This window comes from Sphingomonas sp. Leaf231, assembly GCF_001421995.1.
GTDB lineage: Bacteria > Pseudomonadota > Alphaproteobacteria > Sphingomonadales > Sphingomonadaceae > Sphingomonas.
On sequence record NZ_LMLS01000002.1, the window covers coordinates 270694 to 292518 of the forward strand.

A 21825-nucleotide genomic window follows, 5' to 3' on the forward strand; every position below is an offset into this window, starting at 1 on the left:
TAGGGAGAATCGGCCAATTGCCCCTGGTGAGTGACCTGCGGGCCGGGGGAAGTGACGATGAAGGCGACGATCGAACGCGCGACGCTGCTGAAAGGGCTGAGCCACGTCCAGTCGGTGGTGGAGCGGCGCAACACCATTCCGATCCTGTCGAACGTGCTGCTGGAGGCGACCGCCGAGGGGCAGTTGCGCCTGATGGCGACCGACCTGGACCTGCAAATAAACGAAAGCGTCGCCGCCGCGGTCGACCAGCCGGGCGCGACCACATTGTCGGCGCACACGCTGTTCGACATCGCGCGCAAGCTGCCGGAGGGGGCACAGGTTTCCCTGACCGCCGCCGAGGGGCGGATGACGATCGTGGCGGGACGCGCGCGGTTCTCGCTGGGCACCTTGCCGCGCGATGACTTCCCGGTGATCGCCGAAGGCGAGTTGCCGACCCAGTTCGAGCTGCCCGCGGAGACGCTGAAGCAGATCATCGACAAGACGCGCTTCGCGATCTCGACCGAAGAGACCCGCTATTATCTCAACGGCATCTTCCTGCACGTCGCCGACGGTGTGCTGAAAGCCGCGGCCACGGACGGCCACCGCCTTGCACGGGTCACCGTCGATCAGCCCGAAGGTGCGTCGGGGATGCCGGACGTGATCGTGCCGCGGAAGTGCATCGCCGAATTGCGCAAGCTGCTCGACGAGGTCGATGGGTCCGTTGGCGTTTCGCTGTCTGGCACCAAGATCCGGTTCGATCTGGGGCAGGCGGTGCTTACGTCCAAGCTGATCGACGGCACCTTCCCCGATTACAGCCGCGTCATCCCGACCGGCAACGACAAGATCCTGAAGATCGATCCGAAGAGCTTCATGGAAGGCGTGGATCGCGTCTCCACGATCGCGACCGAGAAGACGCGCGCGGTGAAGATGGCGCTGGACCGGGACAAGATCACGCTGTCGGTCACCAGCCCGGAGAACGGCACCGCTGCCGAGGAAGTGCCGGGCGATTATGCCGCGACACCGTTCGAGATCGGCTTCAACAGCCGCTACCTGCTCGATATCCTGGGGCAGATCGGCACCGATCAGGTCGAGGTCCATCTGGCCGATGCCGCCGCGCCGACGCTGATCCGCGAAAACGATAAGAGCCCGGCGCTCTACGTCCTGATGCCGATGCGGGTCTGACCCGCACCGCCGCCGCCTCGCGAAGAGCGGGCGGCGGCCAGCGGTGGGCGCGCGATGATCCCTATCAGCGCCCGCGCATCGTCGCGCGCAGCTTCCCCGGCATCCACCGCGCCGCGAACGCCATGCGCCGCGCAGTCTTGCCGACCAGCGTATGAACGCGGTCGCCGTGCACCGCATCCCATGCCTGGGCCGCCGCGGTCTCGACCGGCGTGAACTCCATCTTGCGGCGTATCACCATGTCGCGCGCGGTGTAGTTGGTGCCCGGGATGGCCGCCGACAGCAGCCTGGTGTCGATGAAGCCGGGCATCAGCGACCGCACCCGGATGCCGTCCGCGGCCCATTCGCCGTCCAGCGCCTCGGTAAGCCCCCGCACCGCGAACTTGGTCGCGGAATAGATCGCGAGGCCCGCCGACCCATAGATGGCGGAGGCCGAGGTGGTGTTGAGAAGGCACGATCCCGGCGTCGCCTTCAGGTACGGATGCGCCATGCGCGCGCCGTACACGACGCCGCGCAGATTGACGTCGATCACGCGATCGATCGCATCCAGCCCGATCTCGGAGAAAGCGCCGCCAGCCGCGATGCCGGCGTTGTTGAACAGCACGTCGAGTGGCCCCCCGCTCAGCGCGGTGAAGTCGGCAAGCACTTCCTCCCATTCGGACGGGTCGCGCACGTCCATGACGTGCGTGCTGGTCCGGTCGGCGGGCAATAGCGCGGCGGTTTCGCTCAGGGCCGGCGCATCGATGTCGGCCAAGCCGACGCGCCACCCGCGCGCGCTGAACAATTGCGCCACTGCGCGACCGATGCCGGAGCCACCGCCCGTAACCAGCATCGCCTTCATCGCCGCTCTCCGCCTTATCACTTGTTAGAGCCGCACGCTTCTCGCATCATTGCGGGCGATGCCAGCACTTTCGTCCGGACCGGCGGTAGCCTTCGATCGTGTGGGCAAGCGTTACGGCGATGCCGCGGCAATCGACGACGTGTCGTTGACGATCGACGCGGGTATGTTCGTGGCACTGGTGGGTGCATCGGGATCGGGCAAGTCGACGCTGCTGAAAACGGTCAACCGACTGGTCACGCCGGATTCCGGACACGTCACCCTGAATGGCAACGACGTGGCGGCGGATCCCGCGCCGGCATTGCGGCGACGCATCGGCTATGTCTTTCAGGACGTGGGGCTGTTCCCCCACATGAGCGTGGGCGAAAACATCGCCTTGCCGCTGCGACTGGCGGGTACGCCGGACGCGGCGCGTGCCGAAACGATGCTCGATCTGGTCGAGCTGCCACGGACGATGGCGGCGCGGATGCCGGCCGAACTCTCCGGCGGGCAGCGGCAGCGTGTCGGGGTCGCCCGCGCGCTGGTCACGCGACCGGGCCTGTTGTTGATGGACGAGCCGTTCGGCGCGCTGGACCCCGTCACGCGCGAGTCGCTGGCCGGGGCGGTGCGGCGGCTGCACGACGAACTGCGGCTGACGACGATCATGGTCACCCACGACATGGCCGAGGCGCTACTGCTCGCGATGCGGGTGGTGGTGATGGCGGCGGGCCGGGTGGTGGCGGACGCGTCGCCTGCCACGCTGCTGGCGGGTGGTGGCGGGGCGGCGGCGCAGGCGCTGGTCGCAGTCCCGCGTACACAGGCGGCGCGGCTGGCGGCGCTGACGCCATGAGCGACGCGTTCGCCCGCGTGCCCGCACTGGCGGCGCAGCACCTGTTGCTGGCGATGGCGGCGCTGGCGCTGGCGCTGGCCGTCGGTGTGCCGGTGGCGATCCGTGCCGCGCGTGCGCCGCGGCTGGCGGCGTGGGTATTGGGCGCGGCCAGCCTGGTGCAGACAATCCCCAGCCTGGCGCTGCTTGCGCTTTTCTATCCCGCGCTCCTGTGGCTGTCGGCGCTGGTCGGGGGCGGGGTACCGGCGTTGGGTTTCCTGCCGGCGCTGCTCGCCCTCACGCTCTATGCGCTGCTGCCGATCGTGCGCAACATCGTCACCGGGCTACGCGGGCTGGACGCCGCGGTGCTGGAGGCGGCGGATGGGATCGGGATGACCGGAGCGCAGAAGCTGCGGCTGGTCGAATTGCCGCTGGTGTTGCCGGTTGCCATGGCCGGGATACGCACCGCGGCGGTGTGGACGATCGGTGCGGCGACACTGTCGACGACGGTCGGGCAGCCGAGCCTGGGCGACCTGATCTTCGCAGGGTTGCAGACGCAGGCGTGGACGCTGGTGATCGCGGGGTGCGTCGGGGCGGCGGGGCTGGCGCTGGGCGTCGATGCGCTGCTGGGGATGGCGGAGCGGGATGCGGGGCGGCGGCGGTGGGCGCGGGTGTGGCTGGCGCTGGGCACGCTGGCGGCAGTGACGGTGGTGGCGAGTGCGCCGATGTGGCCCGGGATCGGTGATGACCGGCGCGTGGTGGTCGGCGCCAAGAACTTCTCCGAACAGTATATTCTGGCCCGACTGATCGGGGCGCGGCTGGAGCGGGCGGGTTATTCGGTGCGCTATCGCGACGGGCTGGGCTCGGCAGTGGCGTTTGGGGCGGTGGCCGGGGGCGAGGTCGACGTGTACGTCGATTACGCCGGGACGATCTGGACCGCCGAGATGCATCGAACCGACACGCCGCCACGCGGGGAGCAATTGCGCGCGATCGCCGACTGGGTGCGCACGTCGCGCGGTGTGGGCATGATCGGTGCGCTAGGGTTCGAGAATGCCTATGTTTTCGCGATGCGCGGGGTTGATGCCAAAGCGCGCGGAATCGCGACGCTCGACGATCTCGCGGGGGTGGCACCGGCGCTGAGGTTCGGTGCCGACCTGGAGTTTCTCGACCGGCCCGAATGGCAGGCGGTCCGTCGCGCCTATCCGCTGCGCTTCGCCGCGGCGACGCCTTATAGTCCGACATTCATGTACCGTGCACTGGAGAGCGGCCGCGCCGACGTCATCAGCGCCTTCTCTTCGGACGGGCGCATCGCCGCGGATAAACTGGCGGTACTGGACGATGTGAAGGGCGCGATACCGGGTTATGACGCCATTATGCTGGTGTCGCCCGCACACCGCGATGACCCGCGCTTCGCAGCGGCGCTCCGCCCGTTGATCGGGCGCATCCCGGTCACCGCGATGCGCGAAGCCAATTACCTCGTCGATCGCGATCGCGACAAGCGGACCCCGGAAGCGGCCGCGCGGTGGCTGGCGGCGCGCATCGCGCGGTAGCGGTCAGAAGAACAGCTTGCGCACCGACAGGCGGATCGTCCGTCCGACCGGATCGAGATAGCCGGGCTGGAACCCGATCGGCACCACGCCGTCCTGATCGCGAACGTCGCGGCGCGTATTGAGCACATTGTCGAACTGCACGCTGACCCGCATTCCGCGCATCCAGGGGTGTGCGCGTACCCGGTCGATGTCGCCGCCGAGATCGGCGAACAGCCGCAGGTTGGCGGTGGCCAGCCCGCCGAAGTCGAGCGTTTCCGGGACAGCGGCGGTGCCGCCGTTCACGCGCGTGCCGCTTTGATAATTGACCGACAGCCGCGCGCCGAGGCCGTTGTTGGTATAGCCGGCCTGTCCTTCCAGTTCGTGCCGGGCCTGCCCGCCGGCCGCGCCGATCGCGTCGCCGTTCAGCAGATCGAGCACCGGGCCGCTGTCCGCCACGGTCACCCGCTCGGTCAGATGCCACGTATGGTAGAGCGCGAACTGCAGGCGGCCGCCCGCCTGCGCACCGCCGCCGCCACGACCGCGGAAGCCGCCGCCACCAGCACCGGCGCCCGGTGGCGGACCGCCGGGTGCGGTGCCGCTGCCGGTGTCGGGACGCCCGCCGTTCATCGCGCTGCCATCGGGGCGGGTGGGATCCTGCGCCGGGCGATCGGGCCGCCGCTCGCCACCGGGCGGGCGCAGCCCTTCGAACGGGTTGGGGCCGGTGCCGGCGCGATAGGCCTCGATCCGCTTCTGCAAATCGGACTTCAGCCGGAAGGAGAGGTTCACGCCGTAGCGGAGCTGCGACGTTTCGCTGCGCGCGAAGTTGATCGGACGCGAATCGATACGCAGCAGGTTGCCGGCGGCGTCGCGCTGGAAGCGATCGGGGAAGGCGGCCTCGATCGCGGCGGTGGCGCTGGGGAAGGCGGCAATCGGGTCGTCGGTGCTCTGCCGGGTATAATCGGCGCGGAAATTGATCTGTCGCTCGCTCCACGGCTTCAGGTCCAGCCCGAGCTTCAGCGCGTGGCGATTGTTGGCGATCAGCGCGGGATTGCCGCCGGTGACGGTGGTGACCGTGGCGGTGGTGCCGCGCACGTAATCGAACACGCGCACGCCCGGCGTCACGATCGACGGATTGCCAAGCTGTTGCGCGGACGGCGCCTCGTCCTGATCGGTGACCGAGGCGAGCAGGCGCACCCCCTCGATCGGTCGCCAGTTCGCGCCATAGCCGATCGTCCACAACGTGCCGAAATCGGATAGCTGGTCGATCGCGAGATTGCCGTTGACCGACAGCCGGCCCAGCGGGCTGAGCACGCCCAGCGCGCTGTTGGCGATCGGCAGGTCGAGGTTGATCTGCGCATTGGCGTTGTCGCGGCCGATGTCCGCCGCCCCGGCGATGCCGCGCCGGAACGACTGGCTGGCGAAGTCGCTGGTCGAGGCGCCGACGCGGATGCTGGTGTTCGCGTCGCCGGCCGGCAGCGCGAACAGCGGCCCGGCGGCGAGCGCATCAAGCCCGGCGCTGGTCGCCACCGAACGGCCGCGATCGTCGGGCAGCACGCCCAGCGACAGGGGCGCATAGGGGTTGGCGAGCGGATCGAACGCATTCAGCCGCGACTGGAAGCCGGTGGCGTCCAGCCCCGCCTGCGTGACGGTGTTGCTTTCGTCGCGATCGACGTTGCCGGTCAGCGACCAGCGCCAGCGCCCGCGATCGCCGTTGAGCGTGCCGCCAAGGTGCAGATCGGTGGTTTCCGCCCGCTGCGCCAGTGCGGGCACCCCGTCGAAGGCGCGGGTTACGCGCACCGGCACCGCGAAGGGCGAGAACGGGCTGCCGACCGGCAGGTCCAGCTCGACCTCCGCCAGGCCGCGCAACGCGCGCGTGACATTGTGGTCGACGGTGGCGTTCAGCGACGCCGCCACATTGCCGAAGATCGTGGTGGCATAGGTGCCATTGGCGCTGAACGTGCGCTGTTGCGGCAACAAGGTGCGGTACGCGCCCTGATCGGTCACGTTGCGCGTCGTCGAGAACGCCCCCAGCGCGGGCGGCTGCGTCGTGGCGAGCGCGGGGATGCCGAGCGTGGTGGCGTTGCCGAACAGCGGGTCGATCGCCGCACGATCCAGCGTGGACACGTTGCCGCCGACCGCCGCCGCATTGGGCGCCTGGACGATGTCGCGTTCCGCCTCGGTCAGCGTGCCGGGGCGGCTATATTCCATGTGCAGATTGATGCGCCCGTCATTGCGGATGCGCAGCAGGTCCAGCTCCGCGCCGGGCGTGTTGCGCCCACCCTCGGTGGCGAAGCGATCCTCCAGCTCGGTCGTCACCGCCTTGAAACGGCGGCGCAACACGAAGTTCACGACGCGCTGGTCGGCACGATAGCCGTATTTCAGCGCGACTTCCTCGGGCAGGATGTCGACGCGCTGGATCGCCTCGGTCGGCAGGTCGCGGATCTCCTGGAAGCCGGAGATCCGCCGCCCGTTGAGCAGCACCACCGGCGCACCGCCCGCACCACGCCCCGAACGGGTTTGCGGCGAGAGTTCGTTGAGCAATTCGGTGACCGAGCTGACGCCGTAGCTGCGGATGTCGGCGGGGGACAATTGCTCCTCCGGCGTGACGTCGCCGATCACCGCGCCGCGTTGCCCGCGCGATCCGGTGACGACGATGTCCTCGCCAGCCTCCTCCTCCTCGGCACCGGCGGTGGTCGATGCGGCGGCGGCATCGCTGCCGGGCGTGGCGGCGGGCGGCGTCGCGGCCTGTTGCGCCTGTGCGGGCAGCGCGGCGGTGGTCAGCAGAAGGGCAAGAAGACGCATGACAGATCCCAGCCGCGCATGAAGGTTGCGGCGATGCGGGGGCTATCGCCCGATTGTCGCAGAATTATGCCGGGCATGCGGCGGGCGGCTTCGGCCCGGCCCCCCGTCAGGCGACGATGCGGACCGGCACCGATTTGGCGGCGGGGACGTGGCTTTCCTCGGCATGGTGGGCGAGCGGGATCAGCGGATTGCACTCCGGATAATAAGCCGCGATGCAGCCGTCGGGCACGTCATATTCCACGACGGTCAGGTCGCCCACGCGGCGATCCTGATTGTCGCCGGCATCGGTGACCAAAGTGACCTTCTGCCCCGCCCCCAGGCCGGCGCGCGCGATGTCGGCGCGATTCATCAACACCACCTGACGCGTGCCGTTGATGCCGCGAAACCGGTCCGAATAGCCGTAGATGGTGGTGTTGAACTGGTCGTTGGAGCGCAAGGTGAGCAGCCGGAAGCGCCCGTCGGCATCGGCGAATCCGGTGGCGTTGAGCACGTCGGGCACCAGGAACTCGGCCTTGCCGCTTTCGGTGTCCCATTCGCGACCGGCGGCCTTGTTGCCCTTCCAGAAGCCGCCTTTCTCCTCGTTCAGCCGTTCGTTGAAGCGTGCGAAGAAGTGCGGGAACACAGCGGCGATCTCGTCGCGGACCAGCGCATAGTCGCCGACCCATGCGTCCCAGTCGATCGCGGGATTGGGGGGCAGCGTCGCCTTGGCGATCCCGGCGACGATCGCCGGCTCGGACAGCAGGTGCGGGCTGGCCGGTTCGACCTTGCCCAGCGACGGGTGGATGACGCTGGTCGAATCCTCGACGGTCACGCGCTGCGGTCCGGTGGCCTGCAAATCGCGCTCGATCCGCCCGAGGCACGGTAGCAGCCAGGTCTGGCCGGCAGCGGGGATCAGGTGGCTACGGTTCAGCTTCGTCGCGATCTGCACCGACAGGTCGAGCCGTGCCCAGCCGTCCTCGACCAATTCGGTTTCCGGCACCGCGCGCGCGAAATTCCCGCCGAGCGACAGGAACGCCTTCACCGTGCCGTCGATGATGCCACGGCATGCCTCCACGGTGTCGAGCCCCTTTTCGGTAGGGGGCGAGAAGCCGTAGCGTTCCTTCAGCTGTTCGACGGGCGCGAGTTCGGTTTTCTCGGTGATGCCCACCGTGCGCTGGCCCTGCACGTTGCTGTGCCCGCGTACCGGACACGGCCCGGTGCCGGGACGGCCGATATTACCGCGCAGCAGCAGCAGGTTGACGAGCATGCGAACGTTGTCGACGCCCTTCACGTGCTGGGTCAGTCCCATGCCGTAGATCGCGATCGTTGCCTTCGCCCGGCCATATGCGGCGGCGGCGCGTTCGATCGCGGTGCGGGTCAGCCCCGATTCGCGCTCGATCTCGGCCCAGCCGGTGGCGCGCACCTTGGCGGCGAAGGGTGCGAAATCGTGGGTGTGGGTGGCGATGAAATCGTGATCGATCGCGTCATGGTCGATCAGCCATTTGGCAATACCCATCATCGCGGCAAGATCGCCGCCGGCCTTCACCTGATGATATTGGGTGGCGATCGGGGTTTCCTTGCCGGTCGTCATCTCGATCGGGTTCTGCGGATCGGTGAACCGTTCCAGTCCGCGTTCCTTCAGCGGGTTGAAGACGACGATGTCCGCGCCGCGCCGGTGCACATCGCGCAGCTGGTGCAGCATTCGCGGGCTGTTCGTCCCGACGTTCTGGCCGAAGTGCAGGATGCAGTCCGTCGAATCGAAATCCTCCAGCCGCGATGTGCCGACCGGCACGCCGATCGAGGTCTTCAGTCCGACCGAGGTGGATTCGTGGCACATGTTCGAACTGTCGGGCAGATTCTGGTTGCCGTAGAGGCGCGCCATCAGCTGCCACATGTACGACGTCTCCAGGCTGGCGCGGCCCGAAGCGTAGAAGACCGCCGATTTCGGTGGCAGCGCCTTCAGCTTCGCGCCGATCGCGGCGAACGCCTCCTCCCATGGCGCGACGACGTAGCGGTCGCTCGCCGGGTCGTATTTCATCGGGTGGGTCAGCCGCCCGGCTTCCTCCAGACGGTAATCGCTCCAGCCGCGCAGTTCGGTCAGCGTGTGGCGCCGGAAGAAATCCGGGGTGACGCGCTGGCTGGTGATCTCCCATGCGGTCGCCTTCGCGCCGTTCTCGCAGAACTCGGCCGGATGGGGCGGGTGCGGCTTCGACCAGGCGCAGCTGACGCAGGCGAAGCCGTCGGGCTTGTTCTGGCGCAGCAGCTCGGCCGAGGTCTGCGCCATGTTGCGTTCGCGCGGGATGATGTCGGCGAGCGAGCGGACCGACCCCCAGCCGCCGGCCGGGCCGTCATAGGGAGTGAAATCAGGGCGATCGTCGTGCTGCTCGGTCATCCATCCCCAACGCCCGGATCGGAGAAAAGCACCGCGTCGTCGCGGGCCAGGGACACCAGCGTCAGTCCGGCGGCGGCGGCGCGCGACAGCGCCAGGCTGGTCGCCGCCGATACCGTCACCAGCATCGGGCAGCCCGCCAGCGCCGCCTTCTCGACCAGTTCGTAGGAGCAGCGCGACGACAGCAGCGCAAAGCCGCCGTCCCACGCCGCCCCGCCGCGCGCCATCGCACCGATCAGCTTGTCGAACGCGTTGTGCCGCCCGACGTCCTCACGCGCCAGCCGGATCGCGCCGGCCGCATCGCACAGCATCGCGGCGTGCGCGGCGCCGGTGGCGCGGTGCAGCGGCTGATGATCGCGCATCGCGGCCAGCGCGGTGAAGAGCGCAGGGCCGCCGACCGCGCTGCGCGGCACGCAGGGCAAGGGGCGGTGCACCGCGTCGAGATTGTCCATCCCGCACAGCCCGCACGAACTGTCGCTGGTGCGGCGGCGAACCCGCTCCATCACTGCTGCCGCGCGGGTCGGTGACACCGCGATGCGCACGATCGTGCCGCGTCCGGTGTCGTGCACGTCCAGCGCATCGATGTCCGCCACGTCGTCCACGATCCGCTCGGCCAGCGCGAAGCCGGTGGCGAAATCCTCCACGTCCGACGGAGTCGCCATCATCACGGCATAGCCGATCCCGTTCACCTCGATCGCGACGGGGGCTTCCTCCACCACCGCGCGCACGCGTTCCGAGTCGTTCGAGTCGCGGGCGAGGCGACGAAAGAGATGCGTCGTCGTCACTGATCCACATCATCCGATCTGGTTGGTTTTGCTGCGATTTCATTAATCGAGTTGAAAGCTTTGGCACCAGCGTCGCCGCACTATCGTCGCAGTCGAGCGTACCACACCCCCAAGGTAAGGAGTACCGGCCATGACATCCGGCAACGACGTCGCCTATTTCCGCCGTCGCGTCGCACAGGAGCAGCAGCGCGCACTGGCCGCCTGCGAAGTCGCGATCCGTCGCCTCCATCTCGATCTCGCCGCGCGCTATGCGGCCCGCGCCGAAGAGGCGGAGCGTCACGCGCCCGCCTAGTCGATGCGGTAGTGGATCGGCTTGAAGCTGCCGCCGTTCGATGCCGGGGCCGAGCAGGCGGTCAGGCCGACCACGAGGTCCATCGCCGCGCGCAGCACGATGCGGTCGCCCGCCTTGCTGATCGGCGGCAACACCTCCAGCCGACCTGTCGCGCCGTCGACCGGCACGTTCATGAAACAGTTGAAGGCGACCGGGATCATGTCCTCCGTGACGCCCCACGGCGCCAGCGCGTCCGCCAGATTGCCGAAGCAGCCGCGATGGCGGGGCAAATCGGGGTAGAAATGGTCGAACGTCGCATAGGAACACGGCGTCAGCAGGAAGTCGTGCCGCCCGACCGTATCCTCGACGATGTCGAGCATGACGTTGGAGCGGTTCGAATATAGCTTGTGCCCGGTCGTCAGCCGCAGCGTTTCCGCGTAATCCAGCGTGCGGCCGGACGACAGCACCTCGCGGATGTCGGCGGCGTTATAGGCCAGCAGATCCGCGACCTGCACACCCCGCGGATCGATCACGGTCAGCGTCTGTCCTTCGGACAGCGCGAACCCCGCGCCACTGCGCGGGGCGATTTCGTGCACCTGCCCGCTCATGCCGGCTTCGTATCTTCCGCGCCGCCGGCGTAGTGAAAGGGGCAGCGCCATGCGTCGTCCACGACGCGGCCGCTGTACTGGCGCGCCTCGCTGGTCTCGCCATGGCGCGAGAGCATCGGGTTGCGCGATCCGGCAATCGCCTCGTCACGGACCATGATCGCTTCGCGCATCGTTTCGTAACGGCCATCGGCGCGCAACTGCTCGAACTGGTCGTGCAGGTTGAACACCAGCGTCGGGCGGGCGAAGCGCCGCGCGGGCCGCGAGGCGTGCGGGTGCAATCCGACGACGAAGAACGCCTCCCCGCCGAAGCTGAGCGAGAAGTGCGAATCCTGCGGATCGTGGCTGACGCGGGCATCATATTCCTGCCCGCGCCACACGTCCTTGTCCGACAGCGACTGGATACGCTGCCACAACGCCGCTTCGAACGCGGGTTCGTCGAGCGCTTCGGGGCCGTCGAATACGACGGCGAAGCTGCGGAACAGCGTCGGTTCCTCGCGATAGGCCGCGGCGAAGCGCACCAGCCCGTCGTGAATGCGCAGATCGTCCCACGCGCTGTCGATGCGCGTGCAGGCCAGCACGTTCAGCGTGCCCTTCGCCATGGCCGCCTTCGCGCCGACACAAGGGAAGGCGCGTTCGGCGACACGGGCGAGGAGAAGCGATTCCAGTTCCGCCTGCGCATGATGCGTCCAGCGGAACATGGGGGTATCAGGTGCAGGCATAGGTAATCGGATACGGACGATTGGTATGAATCGTTCCGGGCGATCATATTGACGCCGATCAACCGGTTTGACCGCGATCAAGCCATACCGGTCGAGACGGCAAAGCGAATCAGCCGCCGAGGATCGCGTCGATCGCGGTGGCCAGTTCGATGTCGCGACCCGAAAGCCCCCCGGCATCGTGGGTGGTCAGCAATATCTCGACCCGGTTCCAGACGTTCTTCCATTCCGGATGATGGTCGGCGCGCTCGGCCAGCAGTGCGACCTGCGCCATGAAGCCGAACGCCTCCGCAAAGTCGGTGAAGACGATCGAGCGGGTGATCGCATCGCGGCCCTCGTCATAATCCCAATCGGGCAGGACATCGAGCGCGTCGGCGCGTTCGGCCTCGCTAAGTGGTTCGATCGTGGTCGCCATCGTCTGTCCCTTCCGCTGTGCCGTGCGGAGCGGTATGGCCGGCGGCATGGACGGGCAAGAGGCAATGGGCATCGCGCCCTCCGCAGACGCGATCGAGGCGCACGCCCGAAGCGTGATCGCGCGACTGCCCGCCGCATTCCGCGCGCATCTGGGCGAGGTGGTGCTGCTGGTAGAGGAGGAGGCGGATGCGGAAACGCTGGCCGCCGTCGGGCTGGAGCATCCGCTGGAGTTGACCGGCATCTATCACGGGCGCCCGGTGGGCGAGAAAAGCGCGTTCGACACCGGCGCGCTGCCCGATCGCATCCATCTGTACCGGCAGGCGATCCTGGCAGAATGGTGCGAAACCGATGTGCGGCTGGACGATCTGGTCGCGCATGTCACGATCCATGAGATCGGCCACCATTTCGGCCTGTCCGACGACGATATGCACGCGCTGGAAGACGCGGTGGCCGATTGAGCGTGCTGGCGGCACACGCGCTGACCGTGGCGCGCGGCGGCCGGGTGCTGGCCGAGGGACTGGATTTCGCCGTCCCGCGCGGTGGCGCGTTGCTGGTCACAGGGGCGAACGGCGCGGGCAAGTCCAGCCTGTTGCGGGTGCTGGCGGGATTGTCGCCGCCGGCAGCGGGCCATGTCACGCGCGACGGCAGCGTCGCGTGGCTGGGCGAGGCGGCGGCACTGGACGGCGAGCGGCGGCTTGGCGATACGCTGCGCTTCTGGGCGCGGCTCGATCGACGGGAGAGCACCGACATCCGGGTGGCGGCGGCGCTGTCGGCGGTAGAGCTGGACGACCTTCATGACGTGCCGGTGCGGATGCTGTCGACCGGGCAGCGGCGTCGCGCCGCGCTGGCGCGCGTGGTCGCGTCGGGCGCGGACCTGTGGCTGCTCGACGAACCGGCGAGCGGGCTGGACGTCGACGCGGTGGCGCGGCTGGAAGGATTGATCGAAGGGTATCGCGGCGGCGGCGGCACGGTGGTGGTGACCACGCACCAGCCGCTGGCCGTGGCGGATGCGGCGACGGTGGCGCTGTGATCGCGCTGTTCTGGCGCGACGTGCGGCGCGGCTATGGCGGTGGTGGCGCGACGCTGGTCGTGGCGTTCTTCCTGTTGGTGGCGATCCTGTTCCCGTTCGCGATCGGGCCGGACGCCGCGTTGCTGGCGCGGGTCGGCGGCGGCGTGATCTGGGCCGCAGCGCTGCTCGCCGCGCTGCTGCCGGTCGAGCGGCTGGTGCAGCCCGACATGGAGGCCGGCGTGCTCGATCAGCTCGCGGTGCGCGGCCTGTCGCCGGCGATGGTCGCTGCGGTGAAGATCGCGGCGCATTGGTGTGCGTTCGCGCCGCCGCTGATGCTGGCGGCGGCGATCGCGGCCGGGTTGCTCGACCTGTCGGGCAGGCGGCTGTTGCTGGTCGAGGCCGGGTTGCTGCTGGGCACGCCCGGGCTGGCGGCGCTGGCCGTGACGACGGGTGCGCTGGTGGCGGGGATGCGCGGTGCGGGGGCGGTGGCGGGGCTGGTGATGCTGCCGCTGGCCGTGCCGCTGCTGATCTTCGGTGCCGGTGCGATCGAGGGCGGGGCGAGCGGGCTGAAGCTGCTGGCGGCATTCAGCCTGCTGCTGGTCGCCGCGGCACCGGTCATCGCGGGGGCGGCGATGCGGGCGGGGATGGACTAACCTCGCATCGGGGCCGGCGGCGAAGGTCGCCATCGAGCGACCCGCCGCGAGAAAATCCTAACGCGACCAGCGCGCCCAGATCGCGGTCGGCAACGCCAGACCGCGTGCTTCCTCGCGCACCGCCAGTTCGCCGGCCTCTACCCGGCCGGGCAGATCGGCGAACGCCTGCCGCAGCATTTCGCCGATCGCCAACGCCGACATCCGCACCGCATAGACGGTCAGGAACAGATAGCGCGACTCGGCGTCAAGCAGGCGGCGGCAATCGGCGATCAGCGCGGGGAGGTGCTCCTCCAGCCGCCATACCTCGCCGTCCGGCCCGCGACCGTATTTGGGCGGATCGAGCAGGATGCCGTCATAGCGCCGCCCGCGCCGCACTTCGCGCGCGACGAACTTGGCGGCGTCGTCGATCATCCAGCGAACCGGCGCGTCGGCTAGCCCGGACAGCGCGGCATTGGCGCGGGCCGCCTCCACCGACTTCTTCGAAGCGTCGACGTGCACCATCTTCGCGCCGGTCGCCGACAGCGCCAGCGTGCCGACCCCGGTGTAGCCGAACAGGTTCAGGCATTCGGGCTGGTCCGCGCCCGCGAGCCGCGCCCGCATCCACGACCATACGGGTGCCATGTCCGGGAAGAAGCCGAGGTGACGGAACGGCGTGGTCTGCGCGGTGAAGCGGACGCGTGCGTCGCCTTCCCCCCACGCCAGCGGCCAGCCGTCACGCGGCACCGGCTCTGCGAAGCGCCACTGCCCGCCGCCGTCCTCGTCGCTGCCGGGCACGAACTCGCCCTGCGCGCGCCAGTCGTCCCGCGCGGGTGCCCACAGCGCCTGCGGCTCGGGCCGGATGAAGCGAAACCGGCCATAGCGCTCGAGCTTGCGGCCATGACCCGAGTCGATCAGGCCGTAATCCGCCCAGGGCTCGCCGATCAGCGTCGACAGCTCCATGGTCAGGCGCGAGGCACGGCGTGTTCGGCGACGTAGCCGCTCACCGCCTCGTACGTGGCGTCCAGCGTGACGTAGCGTTCCGTGCGCTCGAACAGGTCACCGACGCGCGCCGGGAGCACCGGACGGATGCCGGTGGAACGTTCCACCGCATCGCCGAACTTGGCCGGGTGCGCGGTCGCCAGCGTGACCATCGGGACACCGGGTTCGGCATGCCGCCGCGCCGCCGCCAGCGCGATCGCGGTGTGCGGGTCGACGATCTGGCCGCTGCGCTCGTGTGCGTGGCGCATCGCCAGCGCCATGCCGTCGGTATCGACGCGTTCGCCGACGAACAGGCCGGCGGCCCCTTGAGTCTGTGTGTTGGTGAGTCGGATCGCGCGCGCATCCTCGAAACTGCGCATCTGTTCCGCCAGCGCCGCGCCGTCGCGCCCGCCCAGATCGAACAGTAGCCGTTCGAAATTGCTCGACACCTGGATGTCCATCGACGGCGTCGGGGTGGGCACGACGGTGCGGCTGGAATAATCGCCGCTCGCCAGCGCGCGGGCGAGGATGTCGTTGACGTTGGTGGCAACCACCAGCCTGGCGATCGGCAGCCCCATGCGCGCCGCGACATAGCCGGCGAAGACGTCGCCGAAATTGCCGGTCGGCACGCTGAACGCCACCGGTTTCGCGGGCGCGCCGAGGCGGACCGCGGCGTAGAAATAATAGACCACCTGCGCCATCAGGCGCGCCCAGTTGATCGAATTGACCGCCGACAGCCGGAAACGGGTGGAGAAGGACGCGTCGTTGAACATCGCCTTCACCAGCGCCTGCGCCGTGTCGAAGTCCCCGCGAATCGCGATATTGTGGACGTTGGGCGCGCCGACCGTGGTCATCTGGCGACGCTGCACCTCGCTCACGCGGCCTTCGGGGTGGAGCATGAAGATATCGACGCCGGCGCGGCCTGCGACGGCATCGATCGCGGCCGAGCCGGTGTCGCCGCTGGTCGCGCCGACGATCGTCAGATGCTGCGACGTGCCGGCAAGGAACTTCTCGAACAGATGGCCGAGCAGTTGCAGCGCCACGTCCTTGAACGCCAGCGTCGGTCCATGGAACAGTTCCAGCAGCCACTGGTCATGCTGCAGCTGCACCAGCGGGGTCACCGCATCGTGGCTGAACCCGGCATAGGCGGCGGTGCACAGCTCATGCAGCTCGGCACGGGTCAGCGCACCCTCCACGAAGGGCGCCATGACCGCCACCGCCGTGTCGACATAGGAAAGGCCGCGCAGCGCCCCGATCTCGTCGGGCGACAGCGTCGGCCATTGTTCGGGTACGTACAGCCCGCCGTCGGCGGCGAGGCCGGCGAGCGTGACGCCCGCGAAATCGAGCGTGGGTGCGGTTCCGCGGGTGCTGACATAGCGCATGGTGCTGCTGCCTATAAGCCGCGCCGCACCCGCGCAATGCCCACATGGTTGCGCGATGCCCAAGCAAGGGTTTAGCAGGCGCGCATGGCTCTTATCGACGTATTCCTGCGCCGCGCCATCACGCGCGGTCGCCTAACCCTCACCAAGCCCGACGGGTCGGTATCCACATTCGGGCAGGACGATCCCGAACTGAAGCCGGTATCGTTCCGCATCACCGACCGCGCCGTCTATCGCGCGATCGCCGCCGATCCGGCGCTGGGCGTGGCCGAGGCGTTCATGGACGGCACGCTGATCGTGGAGGATGGCGACATCCTCGACCTGCTGATGCTGGCGACCACCAACAGCCGCTGGGAAAACGGCAGCAACAAGCTGGCGGCCAGCCCCTTGCGCCGGCTGGGCGGGCAGATCCGCCATCGATTCCTGACCGCGAACAAGGCACTCGCCTCCAAGCGCAACGTCGCCCACCATTACGATCTGTCCGACCGGCTCTACGACCTGTTTCTCGACGCCGACAAGCAATATAGCTGCGCCTATTACACCGACGCCGCCAATCCGCTGGAGCAGGCGCAGGCCGACAAGAAGGCGCATATCGTCGCCAAATTGCGAATCGCGCCGGGGATGCGCGTGCTGGATATCGGCTGCGGTTGGGGCGGGATGGCGCTGTACATCCATGCCATGACCGGGGCCGAGGTGCTGGGCATCACGCTGTCGGAGGAGCAACTGAAGGTCGCGCGGCGCCGTGCCGAGGAAGCGGGCGTCGCCGACAAGGTGCGTTTCGAACTGGTCGACTATCGCGCGCTGGAGGGGCCGTTCGACCGCATCGTGTCGGTCGGGATGTTCGAGCATGTCGGCAAGCGCAATTTCCGCACCTATCTGAACAAGTGTCGCGATCTGCTGACCCCCGACGGGGTGATGCTGCTCCATACGATCGGGCGCGGAGACGGGCCGAACTTCACCGACAAGTTCACCGACAAGTACATCTTCCCCGGCGGCTACATCCCGGCATTGTCGGAGGTGCTGAAGGCCAACGAATACATACGCTGGTTCGTCACCGATGTGGAGGTGCTGCGGATGCATTACGCGCTGACGCTACGTGACTGGTACGCGCGCACCGTGGCGGCGCGCGACCAGATCGTGGCGTTGTACGACGAACGCTTCTTCCGGATGTGGACCTATTACCTGGCCGGCGCGATCGTTTCGTTCACCAACGGGCCGCTGGTCAATTACCAGATCCAGTTCAGCCGCGACCGGCTCGCGCTGCCGCTGACGCGCGATTACATGCTGGAAGAGGAGCGGCGACTGCGCGAGGGCTGACCGTCGGCGACGCGGCCGCTCGGGTGCATCACCGCGCCGGTGCGGCCTTGCCCTTGACCGCGCCGTTCGCCGCCGCCCGCGCCCGTGCCGCTTCGGCCCCGTCGACCTTGCCGTCGCGGTTCGTATCATAGGCGCTGAAGACCGCCCCCATCAGCGCATCCGATTCGGCGCGGCTGACCTTGCCGTCCTTGTTCGTGTCGGCGCGCGCGATGAACAACGCGGCCACGCGCTTGGCATGGGTGGCATCGAGCGACTTGCCGCTGCCCATCTTCATCTTCGCCATGCGCGCCTCCACCTCCGCGCGCGACAGCGAGCCGTCCTTGTTGGTGTCCGAGGCGGCGAACTCCTTGTCGAGCTTGGCCGTGGCACTGGCGCGGGTTTCCTGCGCCAGTGCGGTCGCGGCCAGAGCAGGCAGCGACAGGAAGGCGACAAGCGCGGCGGCGAAGGTGGCGTGATGCTTCATGTCGGCCCGCATGGAGGCCCATGCTTTTACGGGGCGTGAACGGACCTGCGCCGCCCGCGTCGTCCCGCGTGCCATCGCGGCGCGGACGAAGCGGGCGGCAAGACGGTTGCCCTTGCGCACGCGAGCGCGTAGCGGCGCGCGCAAGAAGGAGCCTGCCCCATGACCGATCAGATCGAGCGTCCCGCCGGCGAAGCCGGGATCAAGCGCGTCGTCCTCGCCTATTCCGGCGGGCTGGACACCAGCGTGATCCTGAAATGGCTGCAGACCGAATATGGCTGCGAGGTCGTCACCTTCACCGCCGATCTGGGGCAGGGTGAGGAACTGGAACCGGCACGGGCCAAGGCCGAGCTGATGGGGATCAAGCCCGAGCATATCTTCATCGACGACCTGCGCGAGGAATTCGTCCGCGACTACGTGTTCCCGATGATGCGGTCGAACGCGCTGTACGAGGGAACGTACCTGCTCGGCACGTCGATCGCGCGGCCGCTGATCGCCAAGCGGCAGATCGAGATCGCCAAACTGGTCGGAGCCGATGCGGTCAGCCACGGCGCGACCGGCAAGGGCAACGACCAGGTCCGCTTCGAACTGGGCTATTACGCGCTGAACCCCGACATCAAGGTCATCGCGCCGTGGCGCGAATGGGACCTGACCAGCCGCACCCGGTTGATCGAGTTCGCCGAGGCCAACCAGATCCCGGTCAGCAAGGACAAGCGCGGCGAAGCGCCGTTTTCGACCGACGCGAACCTGCTGCACACCTCTTCCGAGGGCAAGGTGCTGGAGGATCCGTGGGACGAGGTGCCCGATTACGTCTATTCGCGCACCGTCAATCCGGAAGACGCCCCCGACCGGCCGGAGACGATCACGATCGATTTCGAGCGTGGCGACGGCGTGGCGGTGAACGGCGAGGCGCTGTCGCCGGCGTCGTTGCTGGCCAGACTGAACGACCTTGGCCGTGCCCATGGCATCGGACGGCTCGATCTGGTCGAGAACCGGTTCGTCGGCATGAAGAGCCGCGGCATGTACGAAACGCCGGGCGGCACGATCTATTCGGCGGCGCATCGCGCGATCGAGGGGCTGACGCTTGATCGCGGTGCGGCGCACCTGAAGGACGAACTCGCGCCGCGTTACGCCGAACTGATCTACAACGGCTTCTGGTTCTCGCCGGAGCGCGAGATGCTGCAGGCGGCGATCGACCATTCGCAGGAGAAGGTTTCCGGTACCGTGCGGCTGAAGCTGTACAAGGGCAGCGTGACCATCACCGGGCGCAAGTCCCCGAACTCGTTGTATTCGGAAAAGGTCGTGACGTTCGAGGACGATCAGGGCGCCTATGATCAGCGCGACGCGGCGGGATTCATCAAGCTGAACGCGCTGCGGCTGCGCTTGCTGGGCCGACGCGACCGGTAACGTCTTGCCGATCAGGGCAGCGCATCAACGCGCCGGCTATCCAGGCAGCCGCTCCTCGGGCGCGGCTGCCTTTTTCCCTGCGCCGCCTGACCGCTGCGCAGGTGTTCCGGTGAGGATGCCGACGTACCCGGTCAGCTACCGGAGCCCACATCGGCTGCGTCTATCGCGGCGACATGCCCGTGCATCTCACCGGCCTTCGCGCGACACAGACCAAGCGGTCCTTCCAGGCAAGTGCGGGGGCCAACCACCTGTCTTCGCCATAAACCCCGCATCACGTTCGAGATTGTCTGAGCGAGGAGAAGAAGACGCGTCGCCCCGGTCGCTTGTGCGCCCGCTGCTTCGCGGCTAACAAATGTTGTCACATCGGTGGGGGCTATAGTGATGGACATGGTTGCCCGCGACGCCGCCCGTTCCGCCACCGCCCGTTCCGCCACCGCTCGTGACGCTTCCCGGCCCGACACCGGCGGTGAGGCGACCCAATATGGTCAGGTCGTGGTGGCGCACGTCGCGCAGGTCACCACATGGCGGCCGGCGAGCGGCGACAGCGCCCTGCTCTTCGTTCCCGGCGACACCCGGCTGGCACTGGACGGGGCGGCCCCCCGTCGATGCCACGCGGGCGACGTGATCGCGATCCCGTCCGGTGCGCAACTGCACATCGCCATCGCGCCCGGTAACGGATGGGTCGCCGTCACCGCGCCGCGTCGATACTTTTCCGCCGCACTGCCCGGCCGCACCGCCGAGGTGCTGGCCGCCTCCGTCGCGACGCACGCCTTGTATCGTCACGTGCGCGGGCTAGCCATGCTGCCGCCCGCCACGCTCGACAAGCCGCAAGCGTTGCTGGCCGCCAGCGCGCTGCGCGAATTGCTTGGCGCGGCGACCGCGATGCGCCTCGCCGTTCTGCCAGCCGGCGCACGCCGCGCCGACGACCTGCTGGAGCGGATCGTCGCCCATCTCGATACGCAGCTTTGCACGCCCGTCTGCGTGGCGACCCTGTGTCGAACGCTGGGCTGCTCGCGTTCGTCGCTCTACCGGGCGGCGGAGTCGGCGGGCGGACTGGTCGAGGTGGCGATGCAGCGCCGCCTGGTGGCGGTACACCGCGTCCTGTGTTCCCCCGCCGACCATCGCAGCATCGGGCAGATTGCGCGCGCGCATGGGTTCACCGATCCCAGCCAGTTCAGTCGACGGTTCCGTCGTACCTTCGGGGTCAGCGCCGGGCAGGTCCGTGCGACCGTGGTGCGCGGTCCCGCCGATGGGGCGCTGCTCGATCCCGTCCACGCCGCCGTCTTCGCGCTTCCGGCCGGATCGGGGGAAGAGGCGGGGCAGCCGCCGGCAGGATTGCGCCGATGCAGTGGCTAAACTTCAGCACCGACACCGTTGCGCCGGCGCAGCGACTGGCATTGTTTCGTGCCGGTGCGGTGTCGTACCAGGTCGATGCGCTGGGCGATCCTGCCAGCTTCTCGGCGCATTGGCGCGTACTGCGGCTCGGCGACGTCAACGTGCTGCACGCCCATGTCAGCCCGGTGCGCTATTTGCGGCAGCGCGAGCGGATCGACGCCGATGGTGAGGACCGGATGGTCTTCTTCCACATCCGCACCGGCGACAGCGACGGTGTGCTCGACGACGAACCGATCGTCGCCAGCTCCGGCTCCTCGCTGATGTGGGATTTGACGTGCCCGCTGGAGATGCGCTCCCCCAGTGGACTGGACGTCGTGGCGGTGACGTTGCCGCGCTTCATGATCGAGGAGGCGCTACCGGGCGTGACGCTGTCGGGCGCGATCGCTCCTTCGGCGGCGTTGACGCTGGCATCGGAGCACCTGCGCTTCCTGTTCGATCATGCCGACGCCTTGCCCGACGAGACCGCGCCGTTTCAGGGCCGTGCGCTGCGTGACCTGCTCGCCATGGCGATCATGCCGCTGTATCTTAAACGCGGCGGTCAGCCGCATTCGGTGCCCGCGCTGCACCGCATCCTCGAACAGGTCGATCGCGAGCCGGCTGCGGCCTGGCACGCGTGCGGGCTGGCGAAGACGCTTGCGCTTCCACTGCCCGAGGTCGCAGCCACCGTGGACCGCTTCGGCGGGCTCGACGCGCTGGTCGAGCGTCGCCGTCTGCTGGCGGCCTATCGTATGCTGTGCGACCCGGCGGAGACGGCACCGGTATCGGTGATCGCCGTCCGTTGCGGCCTTACCGACATGCCGCGTTTCAGCCGACGGTTCCGCGCGGTGTTCCACACGACAGCCACGGACCTGCGCCACCACCATCGCGCCCGCTTGCCGCGATGGGCGGGCGCGTATCATCTCGAGGAAAGTTACGAGCCGTTTCGCGCGGGGTGAGGACGCTGCCAGCGTACCG

The 21825-nt window shown here is 68.5% G+C and carries 21 protein-coding genes; 11 read left to right on the plus strand and 10 right to left on the minus strand.

Translation table 11 applies throughout. From position 1 onward, the window contains the following. The first annotated feature begins 57 nt into the window (after positions 1–57). Positions 58–1161, plus strand: a complete 1104-nt coding sequence (dnaN, locus tag ASE95_RS07585) for a DNA polymerase III subunit beta (RefSeq protein ID WP_056635915.1) — start codon at positions 58–60, stop codon at positions 1159–1161. A 64-nt stretch (positions 1162–1225) separates the two neighbouring features. Here the strand turns inward: dnaN and ASE95_RS07590 are convergent, their stop codons facing one another. After that, positions 1226–1999: an SDR family oxidoreductase gene (locus ASE95_RS07590; RefSeq protein ID WP_056634035.1), complete on the minus strand. Its 774-nt coding sequence runs from the start codon at positions 1997–1999 to the stop codon at positions 1226–1228. Positions 2000–2057: 58 nt separating this feature from the next. Here ASE95_RS07590 and ASE95_RS07595 point away from each other — a divergent pair, with 58 nt between their 5' ends. Together ASE95_RS07595 and ASE95_RS07600 are read left to right on the plus strand one after the other, a co-directional pair. Beyond that, on the plus strand, positions 2058–2825 hold the full coding sequence (locus tag ASE95_RS07595; RefSeq protein ID WP_056634038.1) for an ATP-binding cassette domain-containing protein: 768 nt from the start codon (positions 2058–2060) through the stop codon (positions 2823–2825). Continuing rightward, positions 2822–4351, plus strand: coding sequence for an ABC transporter permease/substrate-binding protein (locus tag ASE95_RS07600; protein WP_056634041.1), 1530 nt, complete (start codon positions 2822–2824; stop codon positions 4349–4351). The genes ASE95_RS07595 and ASE95_RS07600 overlap by 4 nt, the downstream gene beginning before the upstream one ends. A 3-nt stretch (positions 4352–4354) precedes the next feature. Here the strand turns inward: ASE95_RS07600 and ASE95_RS07605 are convergent, their stop codons facing one another. From ASE95_RS07605 to fdhD, 3 genes are all read right to left on the minus strand, one after another. Then, the gene (locus tag ASE95_RS07605) at positions 4355–7132 is read right to left on the minus strand and encodes a TonB-dependent receptor (RefSeq protein WP_056634044.1); all 2778 of its coding nucleotides are present in this window, start codon (positions 7130–7132) and stop codon (positions 4355–4357) included. Between the two features lie 106 nt (positions 7133–7238). Further along, a complete protein-coding gene (locus ASE95_RS07610) occupies positions 7239–9503 on the minus strand; it encodes an FdhF/YdeP family oxidoreductase (protein WP_056634047.1) in 2265 nt (754 codons plus the stop codon). After that, entirely contained in the window at positions 9500–10285 is a 786-nt protein-coding gene (gene fdhD, locus ASE95_RS07615; RefSeq protein ID WP_056634049.1) for a formate dehydrogenase accessory sulfurtransferase FdhD, read from the minus strand. The genes ASE95_RS07610 and fdhD overlap by 4 nt, the downstream gene beginning before the upstream one ends. A 130-nt stretch (positions 10286–10415) precedes the next feature. Between fdhD and ASE95_RS17595 the strand changes: the two genes are divergently transcribed. After that, positions 10416–10577 carry a hypothetical protein gene (locus ASE95_RS17595; RefSeq protein WP_156347927.1) on the plus strand — a complete coding sequence of 54 codons (162 nt, stop codon included), beginning with the start codon at positions 10416–10418 and terminating at the stop codon, positions 10575–10577. Here the strand turns inward: ASE95_RS17595 and ASE95_RS07620 are convergent. From ASE95_RS07620 to ASE95_RS07630, 3 genes are all read right to left on the minus strand, one after another. Then, complete coding sequence (locus ASE95_RS07620; RefSeq protein WP_056634052.1) at positions 10574–11164, minus strand: DUF1989 domain-containing protein; 591 nt, start codon at positions 11162–11164, stop codon at positions 10574–10576. The genes ASE95_RS17595 and ASE95_RS07620 overlap by 4 nt on opposite strands. After that, the gene (gntA, locus tag ASE95_RS07625) at positions 11161–11862 is read right to left on the minus strand and encodes a guanitoxin biosynthesis heme-dependent pre-guanitoxin N-hydroxylase GntA (RefSeq protein WP_235528231.1); all 702 of its coding nucleotides are present in this window, start codon (positions 11860–11862) and stop codon (positions 11161–11163) included. Before gntA ends, ASE95_RS07620 begins: the two co-directional genes overlap by 4 nt. A 130-nt stretch (positions 11863–11992) precedes the next feature. Then, positions 11993–12295: a 4a-hydroxytetrahydrobiopterin dehydratase gene (locus ASE95_RS07630; protein ID WP_056634055.1), complete on the minus strand. Its 303-nt coding sequence runs from the start codon at positions 12293–12295 to the stop codon at positions 11993–11995. Between the two features lie 46 nt (positions 12296–12341). Here ASE95_RS07630 and ASE95_RS07635 point away from each other — a divergent pair, with 46 nt between their 5' ends. From ASE95_RS07635 to ASE95_RS07645, 3 genes are read left to right on the plus strand one after another with little or no spacing between them, the layout of a single operon-like run. Beyond that, complete coding sequence (locus ASE95_RS07635) at positions 12342–12752, plus strand: metallopeptidase family protein (protein WP_235528232.1); 411 nt, start codon at positions 12342–12344, stop codon at positions 12750–12752. A gap of 2 nt (positions 12753–12754) precedes the next feature. Then, entirely contained in the window at positions 12755–13324 is a 570-nt protein-coding gene (ccmA, locus tag ASE95_RS07640) for a heme ABC exporter ATP-binding protein CcmA (RefSeq protein WP_200918776.1), read from the plus strand. Beyond that, a complete protein-coding gene (locus ASE95_RS07645) occupies positions 13321–13956 on the plus strand; it encodes a heme exporter protein CcmB (RefSeq protein WP_056634063.1) in 636 nt (211 codons plus the stop codon). The genes ccmA and ASE95_RS07645 overlap by 4 nt, the downstream gene beginning before the upstream one ends. A gap of 57 nt (positions 13957–14013) precedes the next feature. Here the strand turns inward: ASE95_RS07645 and ASE95_RS07650 are convergent, their stop codons facing one another. Both ASE95_RS07650 and thrC read right to left on the minus strand, forming a co-directional pair. Further along, positions 14014–14895 carry a class I SAM-dependent methyltransferase gene (locus ASE95_RS07650; protein ID WP_056634068.1) on the minus strand — a complete coding sequence of 294 codons (882 nt, stop codon included), beginning with the start codon at positions 14893–14895 and terminating at the stop codon, positions 14014–14016. 2 nt (positions 14896–14897) lie between these two features. Continuing rightward, the gene (gene thrC, locus ASE95_RS07655) at positions 14898–16295 is read right to left on the minus strand and encodes a threonine synthase (RefSeq protein WP_056634070.1); all 1398 of its coding nucleotides are present in this window, start codon (positions 16293–16295) and stop codon (positions 14898–14900) included. An 84-nt stretch (positions 16296–16379) separates the two neighbouring features. On the opposite strand from thrC, the gene ASE95_RS07660 reads away from it, so the two are divergent. Beyond that, positions 16380–17609, plus strand: a complete 1230-nt coding sequence (locus tag ASE95_RS07660; RefSeq protein ID WP_056634073.1) for an SAM-dependent methyltransferase — start codon at positions 16380–16382, stop codon at positions 17607–17609. A gap of 28 nt (positions 17610–17637) precedes the next feature. On the opposite strand, the gene ASE95_RS07665 is transcribed toward ASE95_RS07660, so the two are convergent. After that, the gene (locus tag ASE95_RS07665) at positions 17638–18072 is read right to left on the minus strand and encodes an EF-hand domain-containing protein (protein ID WP_162234673.1); all 435 of its coding nucleotides are present in this window, start codon (positions 18070–18072) and stop codon (positions 17638–17640) included. 159 nt (positions 18073–18231) lie between these two features. Here ASE95_RS07665 and ASE95_RS07670 point away from each other — a divergent pair, with 159 nt between their 5' ends. The 3 genes from ASE95_RS07670 to ASE95_RS07680 all read left to right on the plus strand — a co-directional run bounded on the left by ASE95_RS07670 (position 18232) and on the right by ASE95_RS07680 (position 21806). Beyond that, the gene (locus tag ASE95_RS07670; protein WP_056634078.1) at positions 18232–19476 is read left to right on the plus strand and encodes an argininosuccinate synthase; all 1245 of its coding nucleotides are present in this window, start codon (positions 18232–18234) and stop codon (positions 19474–19476) included. Positions 19477–19857: 381 nt separating this feature from the next. Then, positions 19858–20832: a helix-turn-helix transcriptional regulator gene (locus tag ASE95_RS07675; protein WP_056634081.1), complete on the plus strand. Its 975-nt coding sequence runs from the start codon at positions 19858–19860 to the stop codon at positions 20830–20832. Continuing rightward, positions 20820–21806, plus strand: coding sequence for an AraC family transcriptional regulator (locus tag ASE95_RS07680; protein ID WP_056634084.1), 987 nt, complete (start codon positions 20820–20822; stop codon positions 21804–21806). The genes ASE95_RS07675 and ASE95_RS07680 overlap by 13 nt, the downstream gene beginning before the upstream one ends. Positions 21807–21825: the final 19 nt, after the last annotated feature.

Coding starts and splice junctions, on each gene's coding strand:
- ASE95_RS07600 (WP_056634041.1), top strand. CDS start 2,822: ATGAGCGACGCGTTCGCCCGCGTGCCCGCACTGGCGGCGCAGCACCTG.
- dnaN (WP_056635915.1), top strand. CDS start 58: ATGAAGGCGACGATCGAACGCGCGACGCTGCTGAAAGGGCTGAGCCAC.
- ASE95_RS17595 (WP_156347927.1), top strand. CDS start 10,416: ATGACATCCGGCAACGACGTCGCCTATTTCCGCCGTCGCGTCGCACAG.
- gntA (WP_235528231.1), bottom strand. CDS start 11,862: ATGTTCCGCTGGACGCATCATGCGCAGGCGGAACTGGAATCGCTTCTC.
- thrC (WP_056634070.1), bottom strand. CDS start 16,295: ATGCGCTATGTCAGCACCCGCGGAACCGCACCCACGCTCGATTTCGCG.
- ASE95_RS07610 (WP_056634047.1), bottom strand. CDS start 9,503: ATGACCGAGCAGCACGACGATCGCCCTGATTTCACTCCCTATGACGGC.
- ASE95_RS07650 (WP_056634068.1), bottom strand. CDS start 14,895: ATGGAGCTGTCGACGCTGATCGGCGAGCCCTGGGCGGATTACGGCCTG.
- ASE95_RS07635 (WP_235528232.1), top strand. CDS start 12,342: ATGGACGGGCAAGAGGCAATGGGCATCGCGCCCTCCGCAGACGCGATC.
- ASE95_RS07660 (WP_056634073.1), top strand. CDS start 16,380: ATGGCTCTTATCGACGTATTCCTGCGCCGCGCCATCACGCGCGGTCGC.
- ASE95_RS07670 (WP_056634078.1), top strand. CDS start 18,232: ATGACCGATCAGATCGAGCGTCCCGCCGGCGAAGCCGGGATCAAGCGC.
- ASE95_RS07675 (WP_056634081.1), top strand. CDS start 19,858: ATGGACATGGTTGCCCGCGACGCCGCCCGTTCCGCCACCGCCCGTTCC.
- ASE95_RS07680 (WP_056634084.1), top strand. CDS start 20,820: ATGCAGTGGCTAAACTTCAGCACCGACACCGTTGCGCCGGCGCAGCGA.
- ASE95_RS07665 (WP_162234673.1), bottom strand. CDS start 18,072: ATGAAGCATCACGCCACCTTCGCCGCCGCGCTTGTCGCCTTCCTGTCG.
- ASE95_RS07595 (WP_056634038.1), top strand. CDS start 2,058: ATGCCAGCACTTTCGTCCGGACCGGCGGTAGCCTTCGATCGTGTGGGC.
- ASE95_RS07630 (WP_056634055.1), bottom strand. CDS start 12,295: ATGGCGACCACGATCGAACCACTTAGCGAGGCCGAACGCGCCGACGCG.
- ASE95_RS07590 (WP_056634035.1), bottom strand. CDS start 1,999: ATGAAGGCGATGCTGGTTACGGGCGGTGGCTCCGGCATCGGTCGCGCA.
- ASE95_RS07620 (WP_056634052.1), bottom strand. CDS start 11,164: ATGAGCGGGCAGGTGCACGAAATCGCCCCGCGCAGTGGCGCGGGGTTC.
- ASE95_RS07605 (WP_056634044.1), bottom strand. CDS start 7,132: ATGCGTCTTCTTGCCCTTCTGCTGACCACCGCCGCGCTGCCCGCACAG.